Source organism: Micromonospora sp. LHW51205, assembly GCF_003315815.1.
GTDB lineage: Bacteria > Actinomycetota > Actinomycetes > Mycobacteriales > Micromonosporaceae > Micromonospora > Micromonospora chalcea.
In genome coordinates this window covers 737,787-757,710 of sequence record NZ_QMEZ01000003.1, presented here as the reverse complement: position 1 = coordinate 757,710, position 19,924 = coordinate 737,787, and the positions used below count along the sequence as shown (strand labels likewise).

Here is a 19,924-nt window from a genome sequence, read left to right as displayed (position 1 = left end):
TCTGAGAATTCGTCTCTAGGGTGCGATCGCATGACGACAGAGGTGGACCTCGATGTCCCACTGCGGATCGCCGACCTCCGTGCCGCCCGTGACCCGGTCAAGGTCGTGGTCGGAGCACAGGCCAGGGAGCGCGTCACGGCAGCCCGTACCTTCCTGTCCGCGGTGCTCGGCGACGACCGCGCGGTGTACGGCGCGACCACCGGCTTCGGCGCTCTCGTCGGGTACGCGGGCCGCGCCGACCTGCGCGACCAGGCCGACAACACGCTCGCCCACCTCGGCGCGGGGCAGGGCCCGGAACTCGACCCGGAGGTGGTCCGCGCGACACTGCTGCTGCGGGCCGCGTCGCTGGCCCGGGGCGCGTCGGGGGTCTCGCCGCACGTCATCGACGCGCTCGCGGCGATGCTCGCGACCACGTTCGTCCCCGCGGTGCCCCGGCTGGGTTCGGTCGGCGCCAGCGGTGACCTGATCCCGCTGGGCGCCGCCGCCCAGGCGTTACGGGGCCGTGGGCACGCCTACCTGGACGGGGTACGGCTACCGGCGGCCGAGGCGCTGCAGCGGGCCGGCCTGGAACCGCTGCCGCTGGACGGGCGGGACGCGCTCGCCCTGGTCAACGGCACGTCGCTGACCACCGCGGCGACGGCGCTGGCGCTGGACGCGGCCCGCTGCGCGCACCGGGCGGTCCAGGTGCTCACCTGCCTGCTCGCCGATCTGCTGGGCAGCGACACGCAGTTCCTCGACGCCCGGCTGCTGGCCGCGTACGGCCATCCGGGCGCGGTCGACGTGGGCGCGCGGATGCGGCGGGTCGGCGCCGGGATCGTCGCGTCCGGGGCGCGCCCGTTGCAGGAGCCGTACAGCATCAGGTGCGCGCCGCAACTGCTCGGCGCGGCCGAGGACGCGCTGCGCTACGTCGACGCCGTTGTCGGGGCCGACCTCGCGAGCGTGACCGACAACCCGCTGTTCTTTCCCGACGAGGACCTCGTCGTGCACGGCGGCAACTTCTTCGGGCAGCCGGCCGCGTTCGCCGCCGACGTGCTGTCGATGGTCGTGGCGCAGGTCGGCAACCTCGCCGAACGGCAACTGGATCTGCTCGTCGACCCGAACCGCAACGGCGGCCTGCCGCCGATGCTGGCCGCCGGCCCGGGACAGCAGCACGGGCTGCAGGGCGTGCAACTGGCGGCGACCGCCCTGATCACCGAGATCCGCCGGGACACCATGCCCGCGAGCATGCAGAGCGTGCCGACCAACCTGCACAACCAGGACGTCGTCCCGCTCGGCACCCAGGCCGCGCTGCGGGCGCTGGACCAGACCCGGCTGCTGCACCTGATCGTCGGATCGCTCGCGGTGGGACTGCGCCAGGCGGCGTACGTCGGCGCGCGTGCGCCGACCGCGCCCGGCTGTGCCGAGGCGCTGGCCGCGGTGGCCGCTGTCGTACCGCCGATCGACCCGGACCGGCCGCTGGACGCCGACGTTCGGCGCGCCGCCGATGTGATCGCCGATTTCTCCGTTTCCTTCTCCTGAGGTGGACGCACATGACGCTTGACTACCTGATCGTCGGAGCCGGACCGGCCGGCCTGCAGCTCGCGGCCCTGCTGGAGGCCGACGGCAAGCGCGACTATCTGGTCCTGGAACAGGCGGGGATACCGGGGGCGTTCTTCGCCACCTTCCCCCGCCACCGGCAACTGATCTCCATCAACAAGCCGCACACCGGCTCCGACGATCCGGAGCTGAACCTGCGGCTGGACTGGAACTCGCTGCTCAGCGACGACCCAGCGCTGCGGTTCACCGGCTACACCGAGCGGTACTTCCCCGACGCCGACGTGATGGTCCGCTACCTGGCCGACTTCGCCGCGAGGACGGGGGCGCGTGTCCGGTACGGCTGCCGCGTGACGTCGGTCGGCAAGGTCGACGGGGTGTTCGAGGTCCGGGCGGGGGAGGAGGTGTTCCGGGCGCGACGGCTCGTCGTCGCCACCGGCGTCTCGCAGCCGTACCGGCCGGAGATCCCGGGCCTGGAACTCGCCGAGCAGTACGCGGAGATGTCCGTCGACCCGCGCGACTACCTGGACCAGAAGGTGCTGATCATCGGCAAGGGGAACTCCGCGTTCGAGACCGCGGACAACCTGATGGAGACCACCACGCTGATCCACGTGGCCGGGCCGAGTTCGATCCGGATGGCCTGGCGCACGCACTACGTGGGACACCTGCGCGCGGTGAACAACAACTTCCTGGACACCTACCAGCTGAAGTCGGCGAACGCGATCCTCGACGGCGACGTCAAGCGGATCGAGCGCGACGGTGACGGCTTCACTGTGACCTTCTCGTTCTCCCGCGCCGACGAGGTGGTCAAGGAGCTGCGGTACGACCGGGTGCTCGCCTGCACCGGGTTCGCCTTCGACGCGTCCATCTTCGACGACACCTGCCGTCCGCAACTCGCCATCCGGGACCGCTTTCCGGCGCAGACCGCGGAGTGGGAGTCGGTGAACGTGCCCGGCCTCTACTTCGCCGGCACGATCAGCCAGGAGCGGGACTTCAAACGCTCGACGAGCGGCTTCATCCACGGTTTCCGGTACGCCGTCCGGGCGCTGCACCGGATCCTGGAACGGCGGTACGGGGACACGCCGTGGCCGGCGGAGAAGCTGGACGCCACCGGGGAGCTGATCGCCGACGCCGTCGTCGCGCGGGTCAACCGCACCTCCGCGCTGTGGCAGCAGTTCGGCTTCCTCGCCGACGTGGTCACCGTCGCCGGGTCCGACGCGCGCTACCACGAGGAGGTGCCCGTCGAGTACTTCACCGGCACCGGCCTGCGTACCCCCGACCACGACTACGAGCACGCCTTCGTGGTCACCCTGGAGTACGGTCCCGAGCACGACCAGGTGGACCCGTTCGACGTCACCGTCAACCGGGTCGCCCAGGACGTCGCCGGCCAGGCCCACGACGCCGCCTACCTGCATCCGGTCGTCCGCCATCACCGGGCGGGCCGGGTCGTCGCCACCCACCACCTGGCGGAGAACCTGGAGAACCGGTGGGACCGGCCGGAGACCCATGTCGCGCCGCTCGTCGCGTTCGTCGACAGCTGCCTGAGCAGTGCCGAGAGCTGAGATGCGCCCGCTCGACGCGGCGCTGGACGGTCCGGCGCTGAACCTGGCCGAGCTGGCCGCCGACGCGCGGGGCCGCCTGGACCCGGTGCACTGGGACTTCTTCTCCGGCGGAGCCGGCGAGGAACGTACGGTGCGCGCCAACGAGGCGGCCTTCGCCCGGCGCTACCTGGTGCCCCGCGTCCTGCGCGGCGCCGCCCGGCGCGACCTGCGGGTCTCCCTGTTCGGCAGCCGGATCTCGATGCCGGTGCTGATCGCGCCGACCGCGTTCCACCGGCTGGCCCACCCCGAGGGCGAGGTGGCCACCGCCCGCGCCGCCACCGAGGCGGGCACGATCATGGTGGTCAGCATGGCGGCCACCCGCCCGGTCGAGGAGATCGCCGCAGCCGGCGGGCCGCTCTGGTTCCAGCTGTACCCGCAGCCGGACCTCGACTTCACCGCATCGGTGGTACGGCGGGCGGAGGCGGCCGGGTGCAGCGCTCTGGTCGTCACCGTCGACTCGCCCGTGTTCGGCCGGCGCGAACGCGACCTGCGGCACGGCTTCGTCGACCTGCCGGCCGGGCTGAGCTGCGAGAACATGCGCGACGCGACCGGCCGGGTGCGGGACATCGAGATGGACGCCGGGCTGGACTGGGCCCGGATCGCCCGGCTGCGCGAGATCACCGCGCTGCCGATCCTGCTGAAGGGGGTGCTGCATCCGGCGGACGCGGCGCTGGCCGTCTCGTACGGTCTCGACGGTCTGCTGGTCTCCAACCACGGGGGCCGGCAGCTCGACGGCGCGCTGGCCACCCTGGACGCGCTGCCCGCGGTGGTCGAGGCCGTCGGCGGGCGGCTGCCGGTGCTGCTCGACGGCGGTGTCCGCCGGGGCGCCGACGTCCTGGTGGCGCTGGCGCTCGGCGCGAGCGCGGTGCTGGTCGGCCGTCCGGTGCTGTGGGGGCTCGCGGTGGGCGGCGCCGCCGGGGTACGCCACGTGCTCGACCTGCTCCACGCCGACCTCGACCGGACGCTGACGCTGGCCGGCGTCACCGGGCCGGCCGACCTGCGCGACGACCTGGTCGCCACGGTGGCGTGCGGATGAGCGCCCTGATCGTCCTGCTGGTCCTGGCCGGGATCGGGTGGACCGTGCCGTACTGGCTGCCCCGCACCGTGGTCCGGCTGCGGGAGTGGGTGTTCGTCAGAGTCAACGGTGTCGAAGGCGTTCCGGTGCCGGGCCCCGTCGTCGGCATGGAGCACTTCGAGCGGGTGTACGCCGATCCTGCGGCGGACGGACGCAGCCGCGGGGCCGGGCTGTCGGACCTGTTCTGGTACTGGCTGGCGCCCGGACCGCACATGCACCAGGAACATCTGGAGCCGGGGGAGCGCTACCGCACCGTCGCCGCCACGACCCGGCGGGTGCTCGCGGTACGCCGCGAGCGCTGCGACGCTCTCGCCACCGCCGCCACCCGGCGGGTGCTCGACCTGTTGCCGGCCGACCGGACCAGCCACGTCCGGCTGCGTGACCTGATGATGCCGGTCTGGGCCGAGGTCTACTACGAGCTCGTCTTCGGCGAGGCGTGCCCGCCGCACGCGCGGGCGCTGATCGTCGCCAACGCCGACGACGTGGTCAGCGGGCTGAAGTGCACCGGACTGCGGCACATGCGCCGGCGCGAGCGGCTGACCGGGTATCTGCGCGACCGGATCGAGGCGGGCACCTGCCCGGTGACGCTGCCGCCGCCGTTCACCGCCCAGGAGACGGCCTGGTATCTCCAGGGCGCGTTCTTCAACACCGCCGTGGTGCAGATGTCCGAGGCGATGGCGCACGTGCTGCTCGCCCTCGCCACGCACCCCGACGTGCAGCGCGGACTGGACGGTGACGACGCGCTGGACCGGGTGATCGACGAGACGCTGCGGGTGCACCCGCTCTTCGGCGTCGCGCACCGGATCACCTCGGCGCCGATCACGCTGCCCACCGGCGTGTCGCTGCCGGCCGGAACGGTGCTGCTCTTCAACTACCTGGCGTTCCACCGCGGTGGGGCCGCCGGTGACGACCGGTTCGACCCGGACCGGTGGCTGACGCTCAAGCGCGGCGACGCGCACTTCATCCCGTACGGGGTCACCGCGAACCGCGCCTGCCCGGCCCGCGGCGTCGCGCCGGTGATGATGCGCGCCGCGACCCGCGAGGTGCTGCGCCGCTACGTGCTGACCTCCTCCGTCTCACACACCCGGTCGCTGCCCAGCCGGGGCCCGGCGTATCTGACACCGGTCGGGAGCCCCCCGCCGGGGCGGCTGCGGCTGGCCGCGATGCGGTCGCGGGACCGGTGGGCCGACGTGGGCCGCAGCGTCCGGCAACTGGTGTTCGGCACCTGGATGGTGGTCGACGCCCGCCGGCAGCGGTTGTGCACCGACTACTTCGAGAGGGCTGTCCGATGACACCAACGGAGCTGGCGCCACGGTTCTTCATCGCGGTCACGGTGATCCTGATCTTCTGCAAAGGGGTCGCGTGGCTGCTCGGCAAGGCGGGCCAGCCCGCCGTGGTCAGCGAGATGCTCGCCGGCGTACTGCTCGGCCCGTCGCTGCTCGGGCTCCTCCTGCCGGACGTGCAGAACGCCCTGTTCCCGGCCCCCCTGCTCCCGGTCCTCTACATCGTGGGTCAGGTCGGCCTGGTGCTGTTCATGTTCCAGGCCGGGTACGCGTTCAGCAGCCATCGGGTCACCGGGCTCGCCGGCACCGCCGGCGTGATCTCGCTGGCCGGGGTCACCGCGCCGCTGCTGCTGGGGGCGCTGCTGGTGCTGGTGACGGCGGGCGTTGTGCCGATCCAGGCCGACGGGACGTCACTCGGGGTCTCGGCCGCGTTCGTCGGCGTCGCCCTGGCCATCACCGCGTTCCCGATGCTGGCCCGGATCATCACCGAGAAAGGGCACGCCGGCACCCGGCACGGCACGCTCGCCCTGGCCAGCGGCGCGATCGACGACGTGGTCGCCTGGATCATGCTGGCCGCCGTGCTGGCGGTCGCGTCCGGCCGGGCCGGTCCGGCGATCGTCACCGCGGGCGGAGCGGTCCTGTTCGGGCTGGTGCTCTGGTTCGGCGGGCGTACGGCCGCCGCCACGCTGATGACCCACCGGGCCCTCAACGACCGCGCCCGGCTGCTCGGCACCGTCGCCCTGCTGTTCCTGGTCGCCTGGTACACCGACGAGATCGGGCTGTACGCGGTCTTCGGCGCGTTCGCGGTCGGCGTGGTGATGCCGCGCACCGACAACACCGACAAGGTGGTGGACACGCTCACACCGGTCGCCGCGACGCTCTTCCTGCCGTTGTTCTTCACCTACTCGGGCCTGCGTACGGAGTTCGGCCTGCTCGCCTCGCCGCCGGTGCTGTTGTTCGCGCTGGCCTGCGTGACGGCGGCGATCGCCGGCAAGTTCGGCGCCTGCTGGGCGGCGGCCCGGCTGCGGGGTGAGCCGTCGAGCGTCGCGATGCGGGTCGGCGCGCTGATGAACGCCCGTGGCCTGATGCAGCTCATCGCGCTGAACGTCGGGCTGGAGGCGGGCATCGTGAGCCCCGCCCTGTTCACCGTGCTGGTGCTGGTCGCGCTTGTCACCACGCTGATGACGACGCCGGCGCTGAGCTGGATCGAGCGCCGGGAGGCGCGGCAGCCCGACGGCGTACGGACGCCCGCGCTGGCGGTTTCAGATAGTTGAAGAGGCAAGTACTGACGCTTCCATCGTCAACCATCTATGAGATCGTTAACATATGCGGGGCGGAACATCGAACCGGCTGTTGCTGGTCGAGGACGACGCGGATCTGACCGAGATGCTCACCGAGACGCTCGGCCACGAAGGTTACCTGGTCGACCAGGCCTTCGACGGCCAGCGCGGGCTGCATCTCGGGCTGACCCGCCCGTACGACGTGATGGTCATCGACCGGATGCTGCCGGCGCTCGACGGCCTCGACCTGGTCACCCGCCTGCGCGCCCGGGCGGTCCCGGCCCGGACCTTGATGCTCACCGCCCTCGGCACCGTCGACGACCGGATCGCCGGGCTGGACGCGGGTGCCGACGACTACCTGGTCAAACCGTTCGACCTCGACGAACTGAGCGCCCGGGTCCGGGCGCTGTGCCGGCGCCGGCCCGAGCCGACCGACGTGCTGCGCATCGGCGCCGGGCGGCTCGACCTGGGACCGCGCGAGGCGGTGCTGCCCGACGGCACCCGGGTGGCGCTGTCCACCCGCGAGTTCGAGCTGCTGCGGGTGCTGGCGGCCCGGCCGAACGCCGTCCATCCGCGAGCCGTGCTGCGCCGCAAGGTCTTCGAGGAGGCCGCCGGCGCGTCGATAGTGGACACGTACGTCTACTACCTGCGGCGCAAGCTCGGCCGCGCGGTGGTACGCACCGTGCACGGTCTCGGCTACCGCCTCGGGACCCTCTGATGGAGGCGGTCGAGAAGGCGATCGTCAGACGGGCCCGGCTACGGATCGGCCTGCTCGTCGGCCTCACCATCGGCGGCCTGCTCCTGCTGGCCGGTGGCATCTCCTACGCGGTCCTGGTCCGCGGCCAGGAGGCGCAGATCCAGCGTGAGCTGGCGTGGGGCACGGAACACGGGACGATCGCCGGGCCGCCCGCATGCAGTTGGATCTTCCGGTACGACGGCGCCACCGTGCTCACCGGCGCGAACCCGCCGCCACCGGGCTTCCCGTTGCACGACACGCTGGCCACCGTGGCGGCGAACCGGACCACCGAGATCACCACCGTCGCGCGTAACGGCACCACGTACCACGTACGCACCGAGGCGCGCGGCGACACCGTCGTCCAGGCGGTGTTCGACGCCCGCTTCCAGCTCTCCGACCGCCGGCACCTCCTGCTCGCGTTCAGCCTCGCGGCGGTGGCCGGGCTGCTCGCCGCCGTGCTCACCGGTGTCCTCGTCGGCCGCCGTGCCGTCGCGCCGCTCGCGGAGGCGCTGACCCGGCAGCGCCGCTTCGTCGCGGACGCCAGCCACGAGCTGAGGACGCCGATCGCCCAGGTGCACACCCGGGCCCAGCTGATCGCGCGCCGGGCACGCAACGACGGCGCCGCCACGAACCTGGACGACCTGGAACGGCTGATCGGCACCACGCGCCGGCTCGGCGAGATCGTCGACGACCTGCTGCTCTCCGCCCGGCTCGCCGCCGCGCCCGCCGACCGGGAGCCGGACCCGCCGGTCGACCTCACCGCGCTGATCGGTACGACAGTCGCCGCCGAGGGTGACCGGGCAGCCGAGCGCCAGGTCACGCTCGTCCTGGACGTCCCGGGTGACCCGCTGCCGGTGCCGGGTGTCGAGTCGGCCCTGCGCCGGGTCGTCGGCGAACTGCTGGCGAACGCGCTCGCCCACACCCCCGCGGGAGGCCGGATCACCGTGACGCTGCGGGCGGTGGACAACGCCGCGGAGTTCGTGATCGCCGACACCGGCAAGGGCTTCGACCAGGCGGACGCCCGGCGGATCTTCGACCGGTTCCACCGTGGCGCGGGCGCCGGAGACCGCCGCTTCGGCCTGGGACTGGCGCTGCTTCAGGAGGTCGTCACGAGCCACCACGGCACAATCGAGGCGGAGGGTCATCCGGGCCGGGGAGCCCGCTTCACGGTGCGCCTTCCCACGGCGGGATCGTCGGCTACCACGGGTCGGGCCGCGCGGATCAGGAACCTTCGGATGTGGCAGCTCGGCGTCGGTACGTGATCGCCGGACGGGACGGATCGCCACACCGGGACGCCGCGTGGTCGCTCCGAGCGCACTGGCCGCCAGTGCGCTCGGAGCGACGGATGAGATCGCCGGTGCGAACCCGGGCATCCCCCGGCCCGCGGTGCCGGGTCAGATGCCGAGCGACCTCCGAGTGGCCCGCACCGTGTCGGACAGTTCCTCGTAGCAGTCGAATCCCCGCTCGATGCAGTCCATGTCGACCCCGCATTCGCGCTGCCGCGCCCGCAGCAGTGACTCGTCCGCCACATACACCGGAAAGGTCAGGAAATCGACGTCGGGAACCCGTTCCCGGAGCACGGCTACCTCGTCCTGCCCGTCTTCCCTGACCTTGAGCCAGCCGTTGAGGTCATCGTGGACGACCGCGCCGGCGGCGATCCCCTTCGTCCAGCCGGTGAAGAGCGCGGCGAGGCTGGTGGCGGCACGAGCCGAACCCCAGACGTCGGGGGTGAACTCGTAACGCCAGATCTCGCCCTCGTACTCGCCGGCGAGCACGAACGTGTAGACCAGATGCTCGAAGTTGAACAAGCGCACCTGGTGCCGCCACGGGAACGGCGTGCCGATCGAGATGGCCAGGGTGTCGAGTTCCTCGCCCCCGTCGGCCGGCCACGGCATGATCCAGCCGCCGTTGGGAAGCAGCCGCCGGGGCGGCCAGTTCTGTGACTGGAACCAGGTCAGCTGCTCCGCGACGTGGTCCACGCCGAAGATGCGGTAGACCGAGCCGGGCGGCTGCCCGGCGGGCGCCTCGGCGTGCTCGGGCCAGTCGAGGCCGGCCGCGGTCGCCGCCGCACGGTACTCCGCGACGGCGTCACGCAGTACGCGCATGTCGTCGAGCATCAGGGAGCCGCCGCCGGCTTGGGGCTCATGCACATGCTGGCCCCGCCCTCACTGACCCGGAACCCGAAGCTCGGCCCGTTCGCCGCGACCCACGGCTTCACCGGCAGCACGATGAACCGCTCTCCGTCGGCGACCTCGCACTTGCGGAAGAACGCCGACATCTCGGTGCCCTGCGGGCTCGACTCCGACGGTGGAACCGGCTTCAGGGAAGCGCGCTCGCCCGACAGGTTCACCGCCTGGTTGGTCACCCAGAACGGGAACTCGTCGCACACGGTTCCCGGCGCGCGCCCGGTGCACTCGTTCGGCGTGAAATGGGTGTTGAACCACCGGCGTGGATAGCCGGCGTCGATGGCGGCCCGACCGCCCTGGCTGCGAGCCGGGTAGAACCACTGGGCCCGCGTCGGTGGCTGCGGATATCCACCGTCACCCATCGCCGTCACGATGTGGGTCCCGGTCTCCTTCATGGGCCGGAGGTCGTAGGACACGCCACCTGGGACGTAGACGGCGAAGCCGTTGTCGCAGCCGGCCGTACCCTGGGTGCCACGCTGGGCGGTGCACGCCGCATCGATGATCCGCTTGAGCCGGCCGTCCTCGGCGTTGGTCCAAGCGAAGGGAATGCCGTCCCGGTCGGCCACCAGCTTCGTCGTCTTGATCACCTCCGCGTAGATCTTCAAGCTGTTGTACCACTCGCCCTCGTCCGCGCCCCAGTTCTCGAACGTGTCGAAGTCGGTGTCGTGGCGGATCGGGTACTCGAGGATGCCGTGGATGCCGATCTGACCGGGGAAGAGGATCTCGAGCAGCGCCCAGAGCGCGAGTCCGATGCCGATTCCCGAGAGAGCGACGACGACCCAGGAGGTGCCGACGGCGGCAGCGGGCGCGACTGCGACGAGCCGGACGGCCTGCGCGGCAGGCGCCAGCACGAGCGTGCACGTGGTGGTGTTCTGGGCGCACCAGGTGATCGGCATCGTCGCATTGCCCGGATCGAACAGCGTCGAGACGCGACCGGGGACCGGGTCCACCGAGGAGATCACCGGACCACGGCCGGGCGGTGCCGCCGAGAAGAGAAGCTGGGTGAGGCTGTCCGCGCAGTTGACGAGCTTCTCCCCGGACGGCGGTAGGAAGGCGTCCAGGCAGCTGTCGTTCGAGACGGTGTAGCAGCCCGGGAACAGCTCCGTGCTGCCGGCCGGCACCGTGACACTGGTACGCGAGTCCGCAGCGAGGTAGAAGTCTCCGCCGCTCCCGGCGCACTGAGAGCCTTCGCTTGCCGCCTGCTGGGTGGCGGCGGGAGACACCTCGTCCGTATTGATCATGGTGGTGAAGTCGGCGGAGAGCTCACGGGCCACCGTGCGGTCGGCGCGTAGCGCCTCGACCCGGAACGTGTACGGCGTGTACTCCTCCAGGGGGCCGATCGGAAGGACGATGCTGTTCCCCGCCGTGCACGGGTTCGCCGGATTGCCGTCGGCGTCCTGGCAGAAGTGGGTCAGCGAGAACTCGTCGTACAACTGGCCGTCGAGGTAGGCGCGGTAGCTGGTCTCGGTTGCGGGGTCGGGATGCCATGTTGCCGTGGCGGCACCCTGCTCCGGGTCGAGGACCAGGTCGGCGTCGGGATCCGGTGGCGGCGGGGCGGCGGCCGTCGTGAAGGACGCCGTGGCGCGGGTCGCGGACTTGTTGCCGGCCAGGTCGACGGCGACCACGGAAACCGTGTGGTTGGTGGACGGCGACAGCCCGGTGATGGAGTACGACCGGGTGCCGATGGTGGTCCGGTGCGGGGTTCCGCCGTCGACGGTGATCTCGTACCCGGCAAGGCCGTAGTTGTCCGTGGCCTCGCCCCAGGTCGCCTTGGCCGTGGTCGCCGTGATCGCGCCGACGGTCAGGTCCGGGACGGCGCTCGGCGGGAGCAGGTCCACCACGGTGACGGACCGCAGGATCCGGGCGTAGCGTCCGGGTTCGCGTTCGGCGCGGGCGCACACCTCGTTCTCGCCCAGTTCCGCCGGGCGAAGACTGGCGGTCCACGACGCCGACCAGTCCGACACACCGGCCGGCGGCGGCCCGAGGGTGATGTCGGTGGTGGTCAGCCGGCCGACCGAGACGTCGACCATGGTGGCGTTCTTGTGCAGGAAGCCGCTGAGAGCGATCTTCCCGTGCTCGTCAACCGCGACCTCGGTCCCGGTCGTCGGCCCTTCGAGCCGGATGGAGGCGTGGTTGACGTCCTCCGGCACCGACGGGTCCGCGCACGCGGGAAGTTGCTCGGCCGGAGTCGCCTCGGCAGCCGGCTGGCTCACCAGGCCGACGGGGAGGATGAGCGAGACGGCGAGCGCCGTAGCTCGTAAGAATCTGCTGAAATGCCTGTCGTGCCCATGGTTGGCCATGCCTACCCCCGTATGAATGACGCCAATCAATGGTTGGGCGGACATTAGCAAGGCGCGGTCCATCGTGGTGGCCCCCTCGTCGCCCGGTCGCACCAGGCGACGTGGCCGGAGCGGAGGTCACTAATCGGTTGCCCGTCGCGGTGAGGGCTGCCTAGATTGCCGATCATGCACGACATCGACGGGCGTTCCGGATGAGCAGCCGTCTCCGCGAGATCGCCCGGCAGACGGTCGCGATCGCCGAGTCGGGGCGCTACCGCAACAGCGCCGGCGAGGACATCGCGATCGAGGCAGCGGTCAGCGCCGCGGTCGACGGCACCCGTGAGCACCTGCCGGACGAGGTCCTCCACCTGGACGGCGCGAAGCCCGGCGCCGACACCGTCGAGGTGACGTACGAGTCGACGTTGCAGGCGGCCCGCCGGCTCGGACCCGGCGCGGCGTGTCTGGTGTTCGCGTCGGCGAAGAACCCGGGTGGCGGGTTCCTGGGCGGGGCGAAGGCGCAGGAGGAGAGCATCGCCCGCTCGTCGGCGCTGTATCCCTGTCTGCTCGCCGCCCCGGACTTCTATGCCTTCCACCGGGGGCAACGGGATCTGCGCTACAGCGACCGCGTCGTCTACTCCCCGGGCGTGCCGGTGTTCCGTGACGACAAGGGGAACCTGCTCGACCGGCCGTACACGACGTCCTTCCTGACCGCGGCGGCGCCGAACCTGGGCGCGATCGTGCGCAACCAGCCGGAGCGCGCGGCGGACGTGCCGGCGGTGCTGGGCCGGCGGGCCCGGCGGGTGCTGGAGGTGGCGGCCGCGCACGGGCATCGGACAGTGGTGCTGGGCGCGTGGGGGTGCGGGGTGTTCCGCAACGACCCGGCCGTGGTGGCCGGCGCGTTCGCCGACGCGCTCCGGGTGGTCGACCGGTTCGACCTGGTGGTGTTCGCCGTGCGCGACGGGCTGCCGGGCACACCGGTCTACCGCACGTTCGCGGAGCGCTTTCGGTAGGTTCGTCGCATGAGTGAGGACACGCTCCGGTCGGTGGAGATCGAGCGCACCAGCGTGGGCAGGTACGTCGTGCGCAACGCCCGTGGCGGCGAGCTGTCGATGGGTACGGGGGAGGACGCGACCTTCACGCCCGTGGAACTGCTGCTGGCGGCGCTCGGCGGCTGCACCGCCGTCGACGTCGACCTGGTGACCAGCCGGCGCGCCGAACCGACCCGGTTCGCCGTCACGGTGAGCGGTGACAAGATCCGCGACCCGGAGGCCGGCAACCGGATGGAGAACCTCACCGTCACCTTCGCGGTGGCGTTTCCGGCCGGCGCGGACGGTGACCGGGCCCGCGAGGCGCTGCCCCGATCTCTGCGGCAGTCACACGACCGGCTCTGCACCGTGTCCCGCACGGTGGAGCTGGGCACCCCCGTCACCATGGTGGACGCGAGCGACAGGGGCCCGGCCGAGCCTCGGTGACCGCCGGAGACCCGGTGCCACCCGGGCCGGTCAGCCAGGTCTGTTAACGCTAACCATTGTCGAGGCAGTGTCCCGGCATGGGTCGCCATCCGGCCACAGAAAAGCCTTCGGAAAGCTTCGACCCCCCGATTACCTTGACAGCCGTCTATGTTATCGAAAACATGACTGGTAACTCGGACGTAACGCCGCTGCCATGATCGCTCGCCCCGTCTCGTGATCTCGGGAGCGGAAGCGACCAAGCGCGGGAGGTTTCGGTGGCACGGACCGCTCAGACGACGCGGACGGTTGCGGTGGTGGTCTCGGCGACCCTGGCACTCGGCGCGGGGGCGCTGGCCGGGGTGCCGCCCGCGTCTGCGGCGACGGTGGACACGACCGCGTCGTACGTGTTCGTGAACCGGCACAGCGGCAAGGCGATGGACCTGTACGACTGGTCGACGGCGGAGAACGCGCCGGTGAACCAGTGGACGCGCAACGACCTCGCGGTGCAGCAGTGGCAGTTCGTGGACGCCGGTGGCGGCTTCTACAAGGTGCGGTCGCGGCACAGCGGGAAGGTGCTGGAACTGCCGAGCGGCAGCGACGGCACCCAGCTGGTGCAGTCCACCGACAGGTCGTCGGCCACGCAGCAGTTCCGGTTGCAGGACTCCGCGGGCGGGTTCGTGCGGTTCGTGAACCGCCAGTGGAACAAGGTGATCGACGTGTGGGGCTGGTCGACCGCCGACGGCGGCCGGCTGGCCGGCTACTCCGACCTGGACGGCGGCAACCAGCAGTGGCAGCTGATCCGCCTGGGCGGCGGGACGCCGACCACCCCGGCACCCACCACTCCGGCACCCACCACTCCGGCGCCGGCGTATCCGCAGCCCGGCCGGGTCACCGGCGACATCGGCGTGCACGACCCGACGGTGGTCAGACGACCCGACGGCACCTACCTCGTCGCGCACACCGGTGACGACATCGCGTTGAAGACCTCCACCGACCGGGTGGCCTTCCGCAACGCGGGCACCGTCTTCCCCGGTGGCGCGCCGTGGACCACCACGTACACGGGTGGCGCGCGCAACCTCTGGGCGCCCGACCTGTCGTACCGCAACGGGCGCTATCACCTGTACTACTCGGCGTCGACCTTCGGCTCCAACCGTTCGGCGATCTTCCTGGCCACCAGCGCCACCGGAGCCTCCGGGAGCTGGACCAACGAGGGGCTGGTCGTCGAGTCGCGGACCACCGACGACTTCAACGCCATCGACCCGAACCTCACCGTCGACGACCAGGGCCGCTGGTGGCTCACCTTCGGCTCGTTCTGGTCCGGCATCAAGATGATCCCGATCGACCCGGCCACCGGGCGCCGGCTCGGCACCGCCATGTACGGTCTCGCGAACTACGGCCCCGGCATCGAGGCGCCGGTCCTGGTCAAGCGCGGCGCCTGGTACTACCTGTACGTCTCGTTCGACAGATGCTGCCAGGGCGCCGCCAGCACGTACCGGATCATGGTCGGCCGTTCGGCGAGCCCGACCGGGCCGTTCCTGGACCGCGCCGGCCGGGACATGCTCGCCGGAGGCGGTACCCAGATCCTCGCCTCGCACGGCAGCGTGCACGGGCCCGGCCACCAGGCGGTCCTCGCCGACACCGACGGCGACGTCCTCTTCTACCACTACTACGCCGACAACGGCGCGTCGCTGCTCGGCGTCAACCGCATCGGCTACGACGCCGACGCCTGGCCCTACGTCTACTGACCCGGGACCAGCCCCGATACCTGGCCCACCTGGGAGGGCACATGCCGCTTCGACACCTGCTCCGCACGGCCCACCGGGCCGGCGCGGCGCCCGCACGCCGTCGCCGGCGGCCGATGCTGGCCGCGGCGCTCGCGGCGATCGCCGTGACCGCCGGCCTGCCGGTGGCCGGACCCGCGCAGGCCGCACCGGCGGTGAGCTACACCAACCCGCTGGTCAACCAGCGTGCCGATCCGCACATCGTCAAGCACAGCGACGGCTACTACTACATGACCGCGACGGTGCCCGAGTACGACCGGATCGTGCTCCGGCGGGCCACCACCCTCCAGGGACTGGCCGGCGCCGCGGAGACGACGATCTGGCGTCGGCACACCAGCGGAGAGATGGGCGCCCACATCTGGGCGCCGGAGATCCACTTCATAAACGGCAAGTGGTACGTCTACTTCGCCGCCGGACGCACCGACGACGTGTGGCGGATCCGGATGTACGTGCTGGAGAACGCGAGCGCGAACCCGCTGTCCGGCTCGTGGACCGAACGCGGCCGGATCACCACGCCGTGGGACACGTTCAGCCTGGACGCCTCCACGTTCGTCGTGAACGGGGTGCGGTACCTGACCTGGGCCCAGCAGGAACCCGGCATCTCCACCAACTCCAACGTCTACCTCGCCCGGATGGGCGCCAACCCGTGGCAGATCACCGGCACGGTGACCCGGCTGGTGGTGCCGACGTACGACTGGGAGACCCGGGGTTACCGGGTGGCCGAGGGCCCGACGGTGATCCAGCGCAACGGCCGGGTGTTCCTCACCTACTCGGCGAGCGCCACCGACGCCAACTACTGCCTCGGCATGCTGACCGCGTCCGCCGGCGCGAACCTGCTCGACGCCGCCGCCTGGAGCAAGAGCCCGACCCCGGTGTTCGCCAGCAGCGCCGCCACCGGCCAGTACGGCCCCGGACACAACTCCTTCACCGTCTCCGAGGACGGGCAGAGCGACATCCTGGTCTACCACGACCGCAACTACCGGGACATCAGCGGCGACCCGCTCAACGACCCGAACCGGCGGACCCGGATCCAGAAGCTGTACTGGAACGCCGACGGCACCCCGAACTTCGGCATCCCCGTGCCCGACGGGGCCACCCCGGTCCGGCTGCGGTCACACGACCTGACGACGAGCTACGTCCGGCACTACGACTACCGCGCCCGCGTCGAGCCGAACGTGACGAAGCTGGCCGACTCGCAGTTCCGCATCGTCCCCGGCCTCGCCGGCGGCGGATCGGTGTCGCTGGAGTCCACGAACTTCCCCGGCTACTACCTGAGGCACCGCGCGTTCGCCCTCTACGTCGAACGCGACGACGGCTCCGCCCTGTTCGACAACGACGCGAGCTTCCAGCGCCGTCCCGGCCTGGCCGCGCCCGAGGCGCTCTCGCTGGAGTCGCAGAACTACAGCGGCCGGTACGTCCGCCACCGCGACGGACTGCTCCAGCTCGAAGCGGTGGACACCAGCGCCGACCGGGCCACTGCCACCTTCCACCTGGAGTAGGCGCCCGCAAACCGGCGTACCCCCTTTGGAGGTCCACGATGCTCAACCCCGCAGTGACGTCGCCGCCCGGCGCCCGACGGCGCCGGCGGGCCGGCCTGGTGCTGGCCCTGGTGGCGGCGGTGGCCGGCGCGATCGGCGTGGCGGCGGTGGCCGCGCCGCCGGCGCAGGCCGCCACCATCGACACCAGCGCCTGGTACGTGCTGGTCAACCGCAACAGCGGCAAGGTCCTCGACGTCCGGGACACCTCGACCGCCGACGGCGCGGTGATCCAGCAGTGGTCCCGCAACGACGGCGCGTGGCAGCAGTTCCAGTTCGTCTCCTCCGGCAGCGGCTACTACCGCCTGCGAGCCCGCCACAGCGGCAAGGTGATCGACCTGTGGGAATGGAACACCGCCGACGGCGCCGAGTACCGGCAGTGGCCCGACCTCAACGGCACGAACCAGCAGTTCCGGGTCCTCGACTCGGACAGCGGTTACGTCCGCCTGATCAACAGGCACTCCAGCAAGGCCCTGGAGGTCTGGGAGCGGTCGACCGCCGACGGCGCCCGGATCAGCCAGTACACCGACCTCAACGGCGCCAACCAGCAGTGGCAACTGGTCCCGATCGGTACCGGCACACCCACCACGCCGCCACCGGCCACCGGGTGCGGCAGCGGCTCGTACCAGGCCGAGGCAGTGTTGAACGGTGGAACCTGGACGGCCCGCAACGGATCGTCGACCGTGTACACCGGCTCGGACATGCTCGCCGCGATGCAGGCGGCGGTGAACTCGCTGACGCCGGGACGGACCGCGAAGCAGCGGGTGGTGGTGCGCGGCTCCGGCTCGATGAGCGCGGGCTCGCGGTTGTCGCTGCCGTCGTACACGACGCTGGCGGTCTGCGGCACGATCAACGTGACCGGCTCGGGGTCGGGCGACTACGCGCCGGTCTACTCCCGCGGCACCACCGACGTCGAGGTGCAGAACCTGACGCTCACCGGTGCTCCGCTGTACGGCATCTTCATGCGCAACGTGAACAACCTGACGCTCGGGCAGATCGACATGCGGCTGTCCGGCGGCCTGGGCGTGCGGATCGACAACCACGGTGGCGACCGGGCGGTCAAGGTGCGCAACGTGCGCATCGACACCGTGTACGTGTCGGGGACCGGCGCGCACGGCGTCGAGACGTACGGCGTCGACGGCCTGACGATCGGCACCGTCACCGCGCGCAACACCGGATACTCCGGTCTGCTGCTCAACGACACGATCAACGCCACAGTGGGCACCGTCGACGCGCAGGGCGCCGGCACCGGAACCGGCTACGCGGCGTTCCGGATGGCCAACCGCAACGGCCGGATCGGCAGCTCGTACCCGACGAACATCCGGGTCGGCACCGTGATCGCGTCCGGTGGCGGCCGGGGGATCTTCTGCGTGTCGGAGTCCGGCGGCGCGGTCGTCGACCGGGTGACGATCTCCAACACCGGCAACAACTCGATCCTCGTGGAGAACTGCTACAACGTCACGATCGCCGGGGTGTCCGGCACGGTGACCGGCGGCGGCGAGGTGCGCATCGCCTCCCGGACCGAGTTCCCGATCTCCTCGGGCATCCGCTTCCAGAACCTCTCCGTCACCAACACCAACATCACCCAGAGTCCCTGCGGCGGAGCGAACAACACGATCAGCAACGTCACGCGGGTCAACTCGACGCTGACCTGGTGTTGAGCGCCGCAGGCGCACCCCCGCACCACCCACCCACCACCACCGTCCACCGGAGGAGTCCCCGTGACAACGGCTCTCACCACCACCGAAAGGCGCCGGCGGCACCGCTGGCGGTCAGTGGTCGCCGCCGCCGGCGCCCTCGTCGTCGGCACCGTCGGCGCGGTCGTCGCATCGCCCTCGGCCCAGGCCGCGACCATCGACACAGGCGCGTACTACGTGCTGGTCAACCGCAACAGCGGCAAGGTCCTCGACGTCCGGGACACCTCGACCGCCGACGGCGCGGTGATCCAGCAGTGGTCCCGCAACGACGGCGCGTGGCAGCAGTTCCAGTTCGTCTCCTCCGGCAGCGGCTACTACCGCCTGCGAGCCCGCCACAGCGGCAAGGTGATCGACCTGTGGGAATGGAACACCGCCGACGGCGCCGAGTACCGGCAGTGGCCCGACCTCAACGGCACGAACCAGCAGTTCCGGGTCCTCGACTCGGACAGCGGTTACGTCCGCCTGATCAACAGGCACTCCAGCAAGGCCCTGGAGGTCTGGGAGCGGTCGACCGCCGACGGCGCCCGGATCAGCCAGTACACCGACCTCAACGGGTGGAACCAGCAGTGGCAACTGGTGCCGATCGGCGCTGGCAGCCCCGGCACGCCCCAGACCGGGCTGGTCGGCTGGGCCACCCAGAACGGCGGCACCACCGGCGGCGGCAACGCCGCCGTCACCACGGTGACCAGCGCGTCCGCCCTGTCCAGCGCGCTCGGGTCGTCCAGCGCCGCGGTGATCCGGGTCTCCGGCACGATCTCCTGCTCCGGCATGCTGCGGGTCCGCTCCAACAAGACGATCCTCGGCAACGCCGGCGCGACGATCTCCGGCTGCGGATTCACCGTCAGCGGCGACCGCAACGTCATCGTCCGCAACCTGAACTTCCGCAACTGGAACGATGACGCGATAAACGTCGAGCAGTCGGCCACCAACATCTGGATCGACCACAACAGCTTCACCAACGGGTACGACGGCGCTGTCGACATCAAGCGCGGCTCCGACTTCGTCACCGTGTCCTGGAACCGCGTCTACGGTCACGACAAGTCGATGCTGCTGGGCCACAGCGACGACAACGGCAGCCAGGACGTCGGGCACCTGCGGGTCACCTACCACCACAACTGGTTCGACGGCTCCAACCAGCGCCACCCGCGGGTGCGCTTCGGCAACCCGGTCCACGTCTACAACAACCTCTACAGCAACGTCGGCGGCTACGGCGTGGCGTCGACGATGAACGCCGGGGTGCTCGTGGAGGGCAACTACTTCGAGAACACCGCCGACCCCTACCACCGGGGCGAGGGCTCCTCCGGCCCCGGATCCCTGGTCGCACGCAACAACTGCTTCGTCAACTCGGGGGCCGGGCAGGCCGGCGGCAGCGTCGCCGGCATCCCGTACCCGTACACGATGGACGCCGCCTGCGACGTGAAGTCCGTCGTGACGGCGGGCGCCGGCGCCGGCCGGATCAGCGTCTGACCGCGCGCCGCCTGGCGCCA

General features: G+C 71.3%; 15 protein-coding genes. 13 read left to right on the top strand and 2 right to left on the bottom strand.

Features of this window, described 5'->3' with window-relative positions:
* Positions 1–30 precede the first annotated feature (30 nt).
* Genes hutH through DQE82_RS15485 form a run of 7 tightly spaced genes read left to right on the top strand, consistent with a single transcriptional unit; the run spans position 31 to position 8,770 of the window.
* The gene (gene hutH / locus DQE82_RS15515) at positions 31–1,518 is read left to right on the top strand and encodes a histidine ammonia-lyase (protein WP_043322962.1); all 1,488 of its coding nucleotides are present in this window, start codon (positions 31–33) and stop codon (positions 1,516–1,518) included.
* Positions 1,519–1,529: 11 nt separating this feature from the next.
* Positions 1,530–3,095 (top strand): NAD(P)-binding domain-containing protein, encoded by a 1,566-nt coding sequence (locus DQE82_RS15510; RefSeq protein ID WP_113973051.1) that lies wholly within the window; start codon positions 1,530–1,532, stop codon positions 3,093–3,095.
* Position 3,096: 1 nt separating this feature from the next.
* On the top strand, positions 3,097–4,170 hold the full coding sequence (locus tag DQE82_RS15505; protein WP_064445489.1) for an alpha-hydroxy acid oxidase: 1,074 nt from the start codon (positions 3,097–3,099) through the stop codon (positions 4,168–4,170).
* Positions 4,167–5,501 (top strand): cytochrome P450, encoded by a 1,335-nt coding sequence (locus tag DQE82_RS15500; protein ID WP_113973114.1) that lies wholly within the window; start codon positions 4,167–4,169, stop codon positions 5,499–5,501. The genes DQE82_RS15505 and DQE82_RS15500 overlap by 4 nt, the downstream gene beginning before the upstream one ends.
* Positions 5,498–6,766 carry a cation:proton antiporter gene (locus DQE82_RS15495; RefSeq protein WP_064445490.1) on the top strand — a complete coding sequence of 423 codons (1,269 nt, stop codon included), beginning with the start codon at positions 5,498–5,500 and terminating at the stop codon, positions 6,764–6,766. The genes DQE82_RS15500 and DQE82_RS15495 overlap by 4 nt, the downstream gene beginning before the upstream one ends.
* A 52-nt stretch (positions 6,767–6,818) precedes the next feature.
* Positions 6,819–7,490 (top strand): response regulator transcription factor, encoded by a 672-nt coding sequence (locus DQE82_RS15490; protein WP_104112254.1) that lies wholly within the window; start codon positions 6,819–6,821, stop codon positions 7,488–7,490.
* Entirely contained in the window at positions 7,490–8,770 is a 1,281-nt protein-coding gene (locus DQE82_RS15485) for a HAMP domain-containing sensor histidine kinase (protein ID WP_233514676.1), read from the top strand. The genes DQE82_RS15490 and DQE82_RS15485 overlap by 1 nt, the downstream gene beginning before the upstream one ends.
* Positions 8,771–8,902: 132 nt before the next feature.
* On the opposite strand, the gene DQE82_RS15480 is transcribed toward DQE82_RS15485, so the two are convergent.
* Complete coding sequence (locus tag DQE82_RS15480; protein ID WP_233514675.1) at positions 8,903–9,613, bottom strand: hypothetical protein; 711 nt, start codon at positions 9,611–9,613, stop codon at positions 8,903–8,905.
* An 11-nt stretch (positions 9,614–9,624) separates the two neighbouring features.
* The gene (locus tag DQE82_RS15475) at positions 9,625–11,907 is read right to left on the bottom strand and encodes a NucA/NucB deoxyribonuclease domain-containing protein (protein WP_233514674.1); all 2,283 of its coding nucleotides are present in this window, start codon (positions 11,905–11,907) and stop codon (positions 9,625–9,627) included.
* A gap of 278 nt (positions 11,908–12,185) precedes the next feature.
* Between DQE82_RS15475 and DQE82_RS15470 the strand changes: the two genes are divergently transcribed.
* The 6 genes from DQE82_RS15470 to DQE82_RS15445 all read left to right on the top strand — a co-directional run bounded on the left by DQE82_RS15470 (position 12,186) and on the right by DQE82_RS15445 (position 19,904).
* The gene (locus tag DQE82_RS15470; protein ID WP_113973049.1) at positions 12,186–12,983 is read left to right on the top strand and encodes a TIGR02452 family protein; all 798 of its coding nucleotides are present in this window, start codon (positions 12,186–12,188) and stop codon (positions 12,981–12,983) included.
* Between the two features lie 9 nt (positions 12,984–12,992).
* Positions 12,993–13,445, top strand: coding sequence for an OsmC family protein (locus DQE82_RS15465; protein ID WP_064445493.1), 453 nt, complete (start codon positions 12,993–12,995; stop codon positions 13,443–13,445).
* 254 nt (positions 13,446–13,699) lie between these two features.
* Positions 13,700–15,169, top strand: coding sequence for a family 43 glycosylhydrolase (locus DQE82_RS15460; RefSeq protein WP_113973048.1), 1,470 nt, complete (start codon positions 13,700–13,702; stop codon positions 15,167–15,169).
* 41 nt (positions 15,170–15,210) lie between these two features.
* Positions 15,211–16,704: a family 43 glycosylhydrolase gene (locus DQE82_RS15455; RefSeq protein ID WP_113973047.1), complete on the top strand. Its 1,494-nt coding sequence runs from the start codon at positions 15,211–15,213 to the stop codon at positions 16,702–16,704.
* Between the two features lie 38 nt (positions 16,705–16,742).
* Entirely contained in the window at positions 16,743–18,401 is a 1,659-nt protein-coding gene (locus tag DQE82_RS15450) for an RICIN domain-containing protein (RefSeq protein WP_113973046.1), read from the top strand.
* A gap of 60 nt (positions 18,402–18,461) precedes the next feature.
* The gene (locus DQE82_RS15445; RefSeq protein ID WP_043322973.1) at positions 18,462–19,904 is read left to right on the top strand and encodes an RICIN domain-containing protein; all 1,443 of its coding nucleotides are present in this window, start codon (positions 18,462–18,464) and stop codon (positions 19,902–19,904) included.
* The last annotated feature ends 20 nt before the right edge of the window (positions 19,905–19,924 follow it).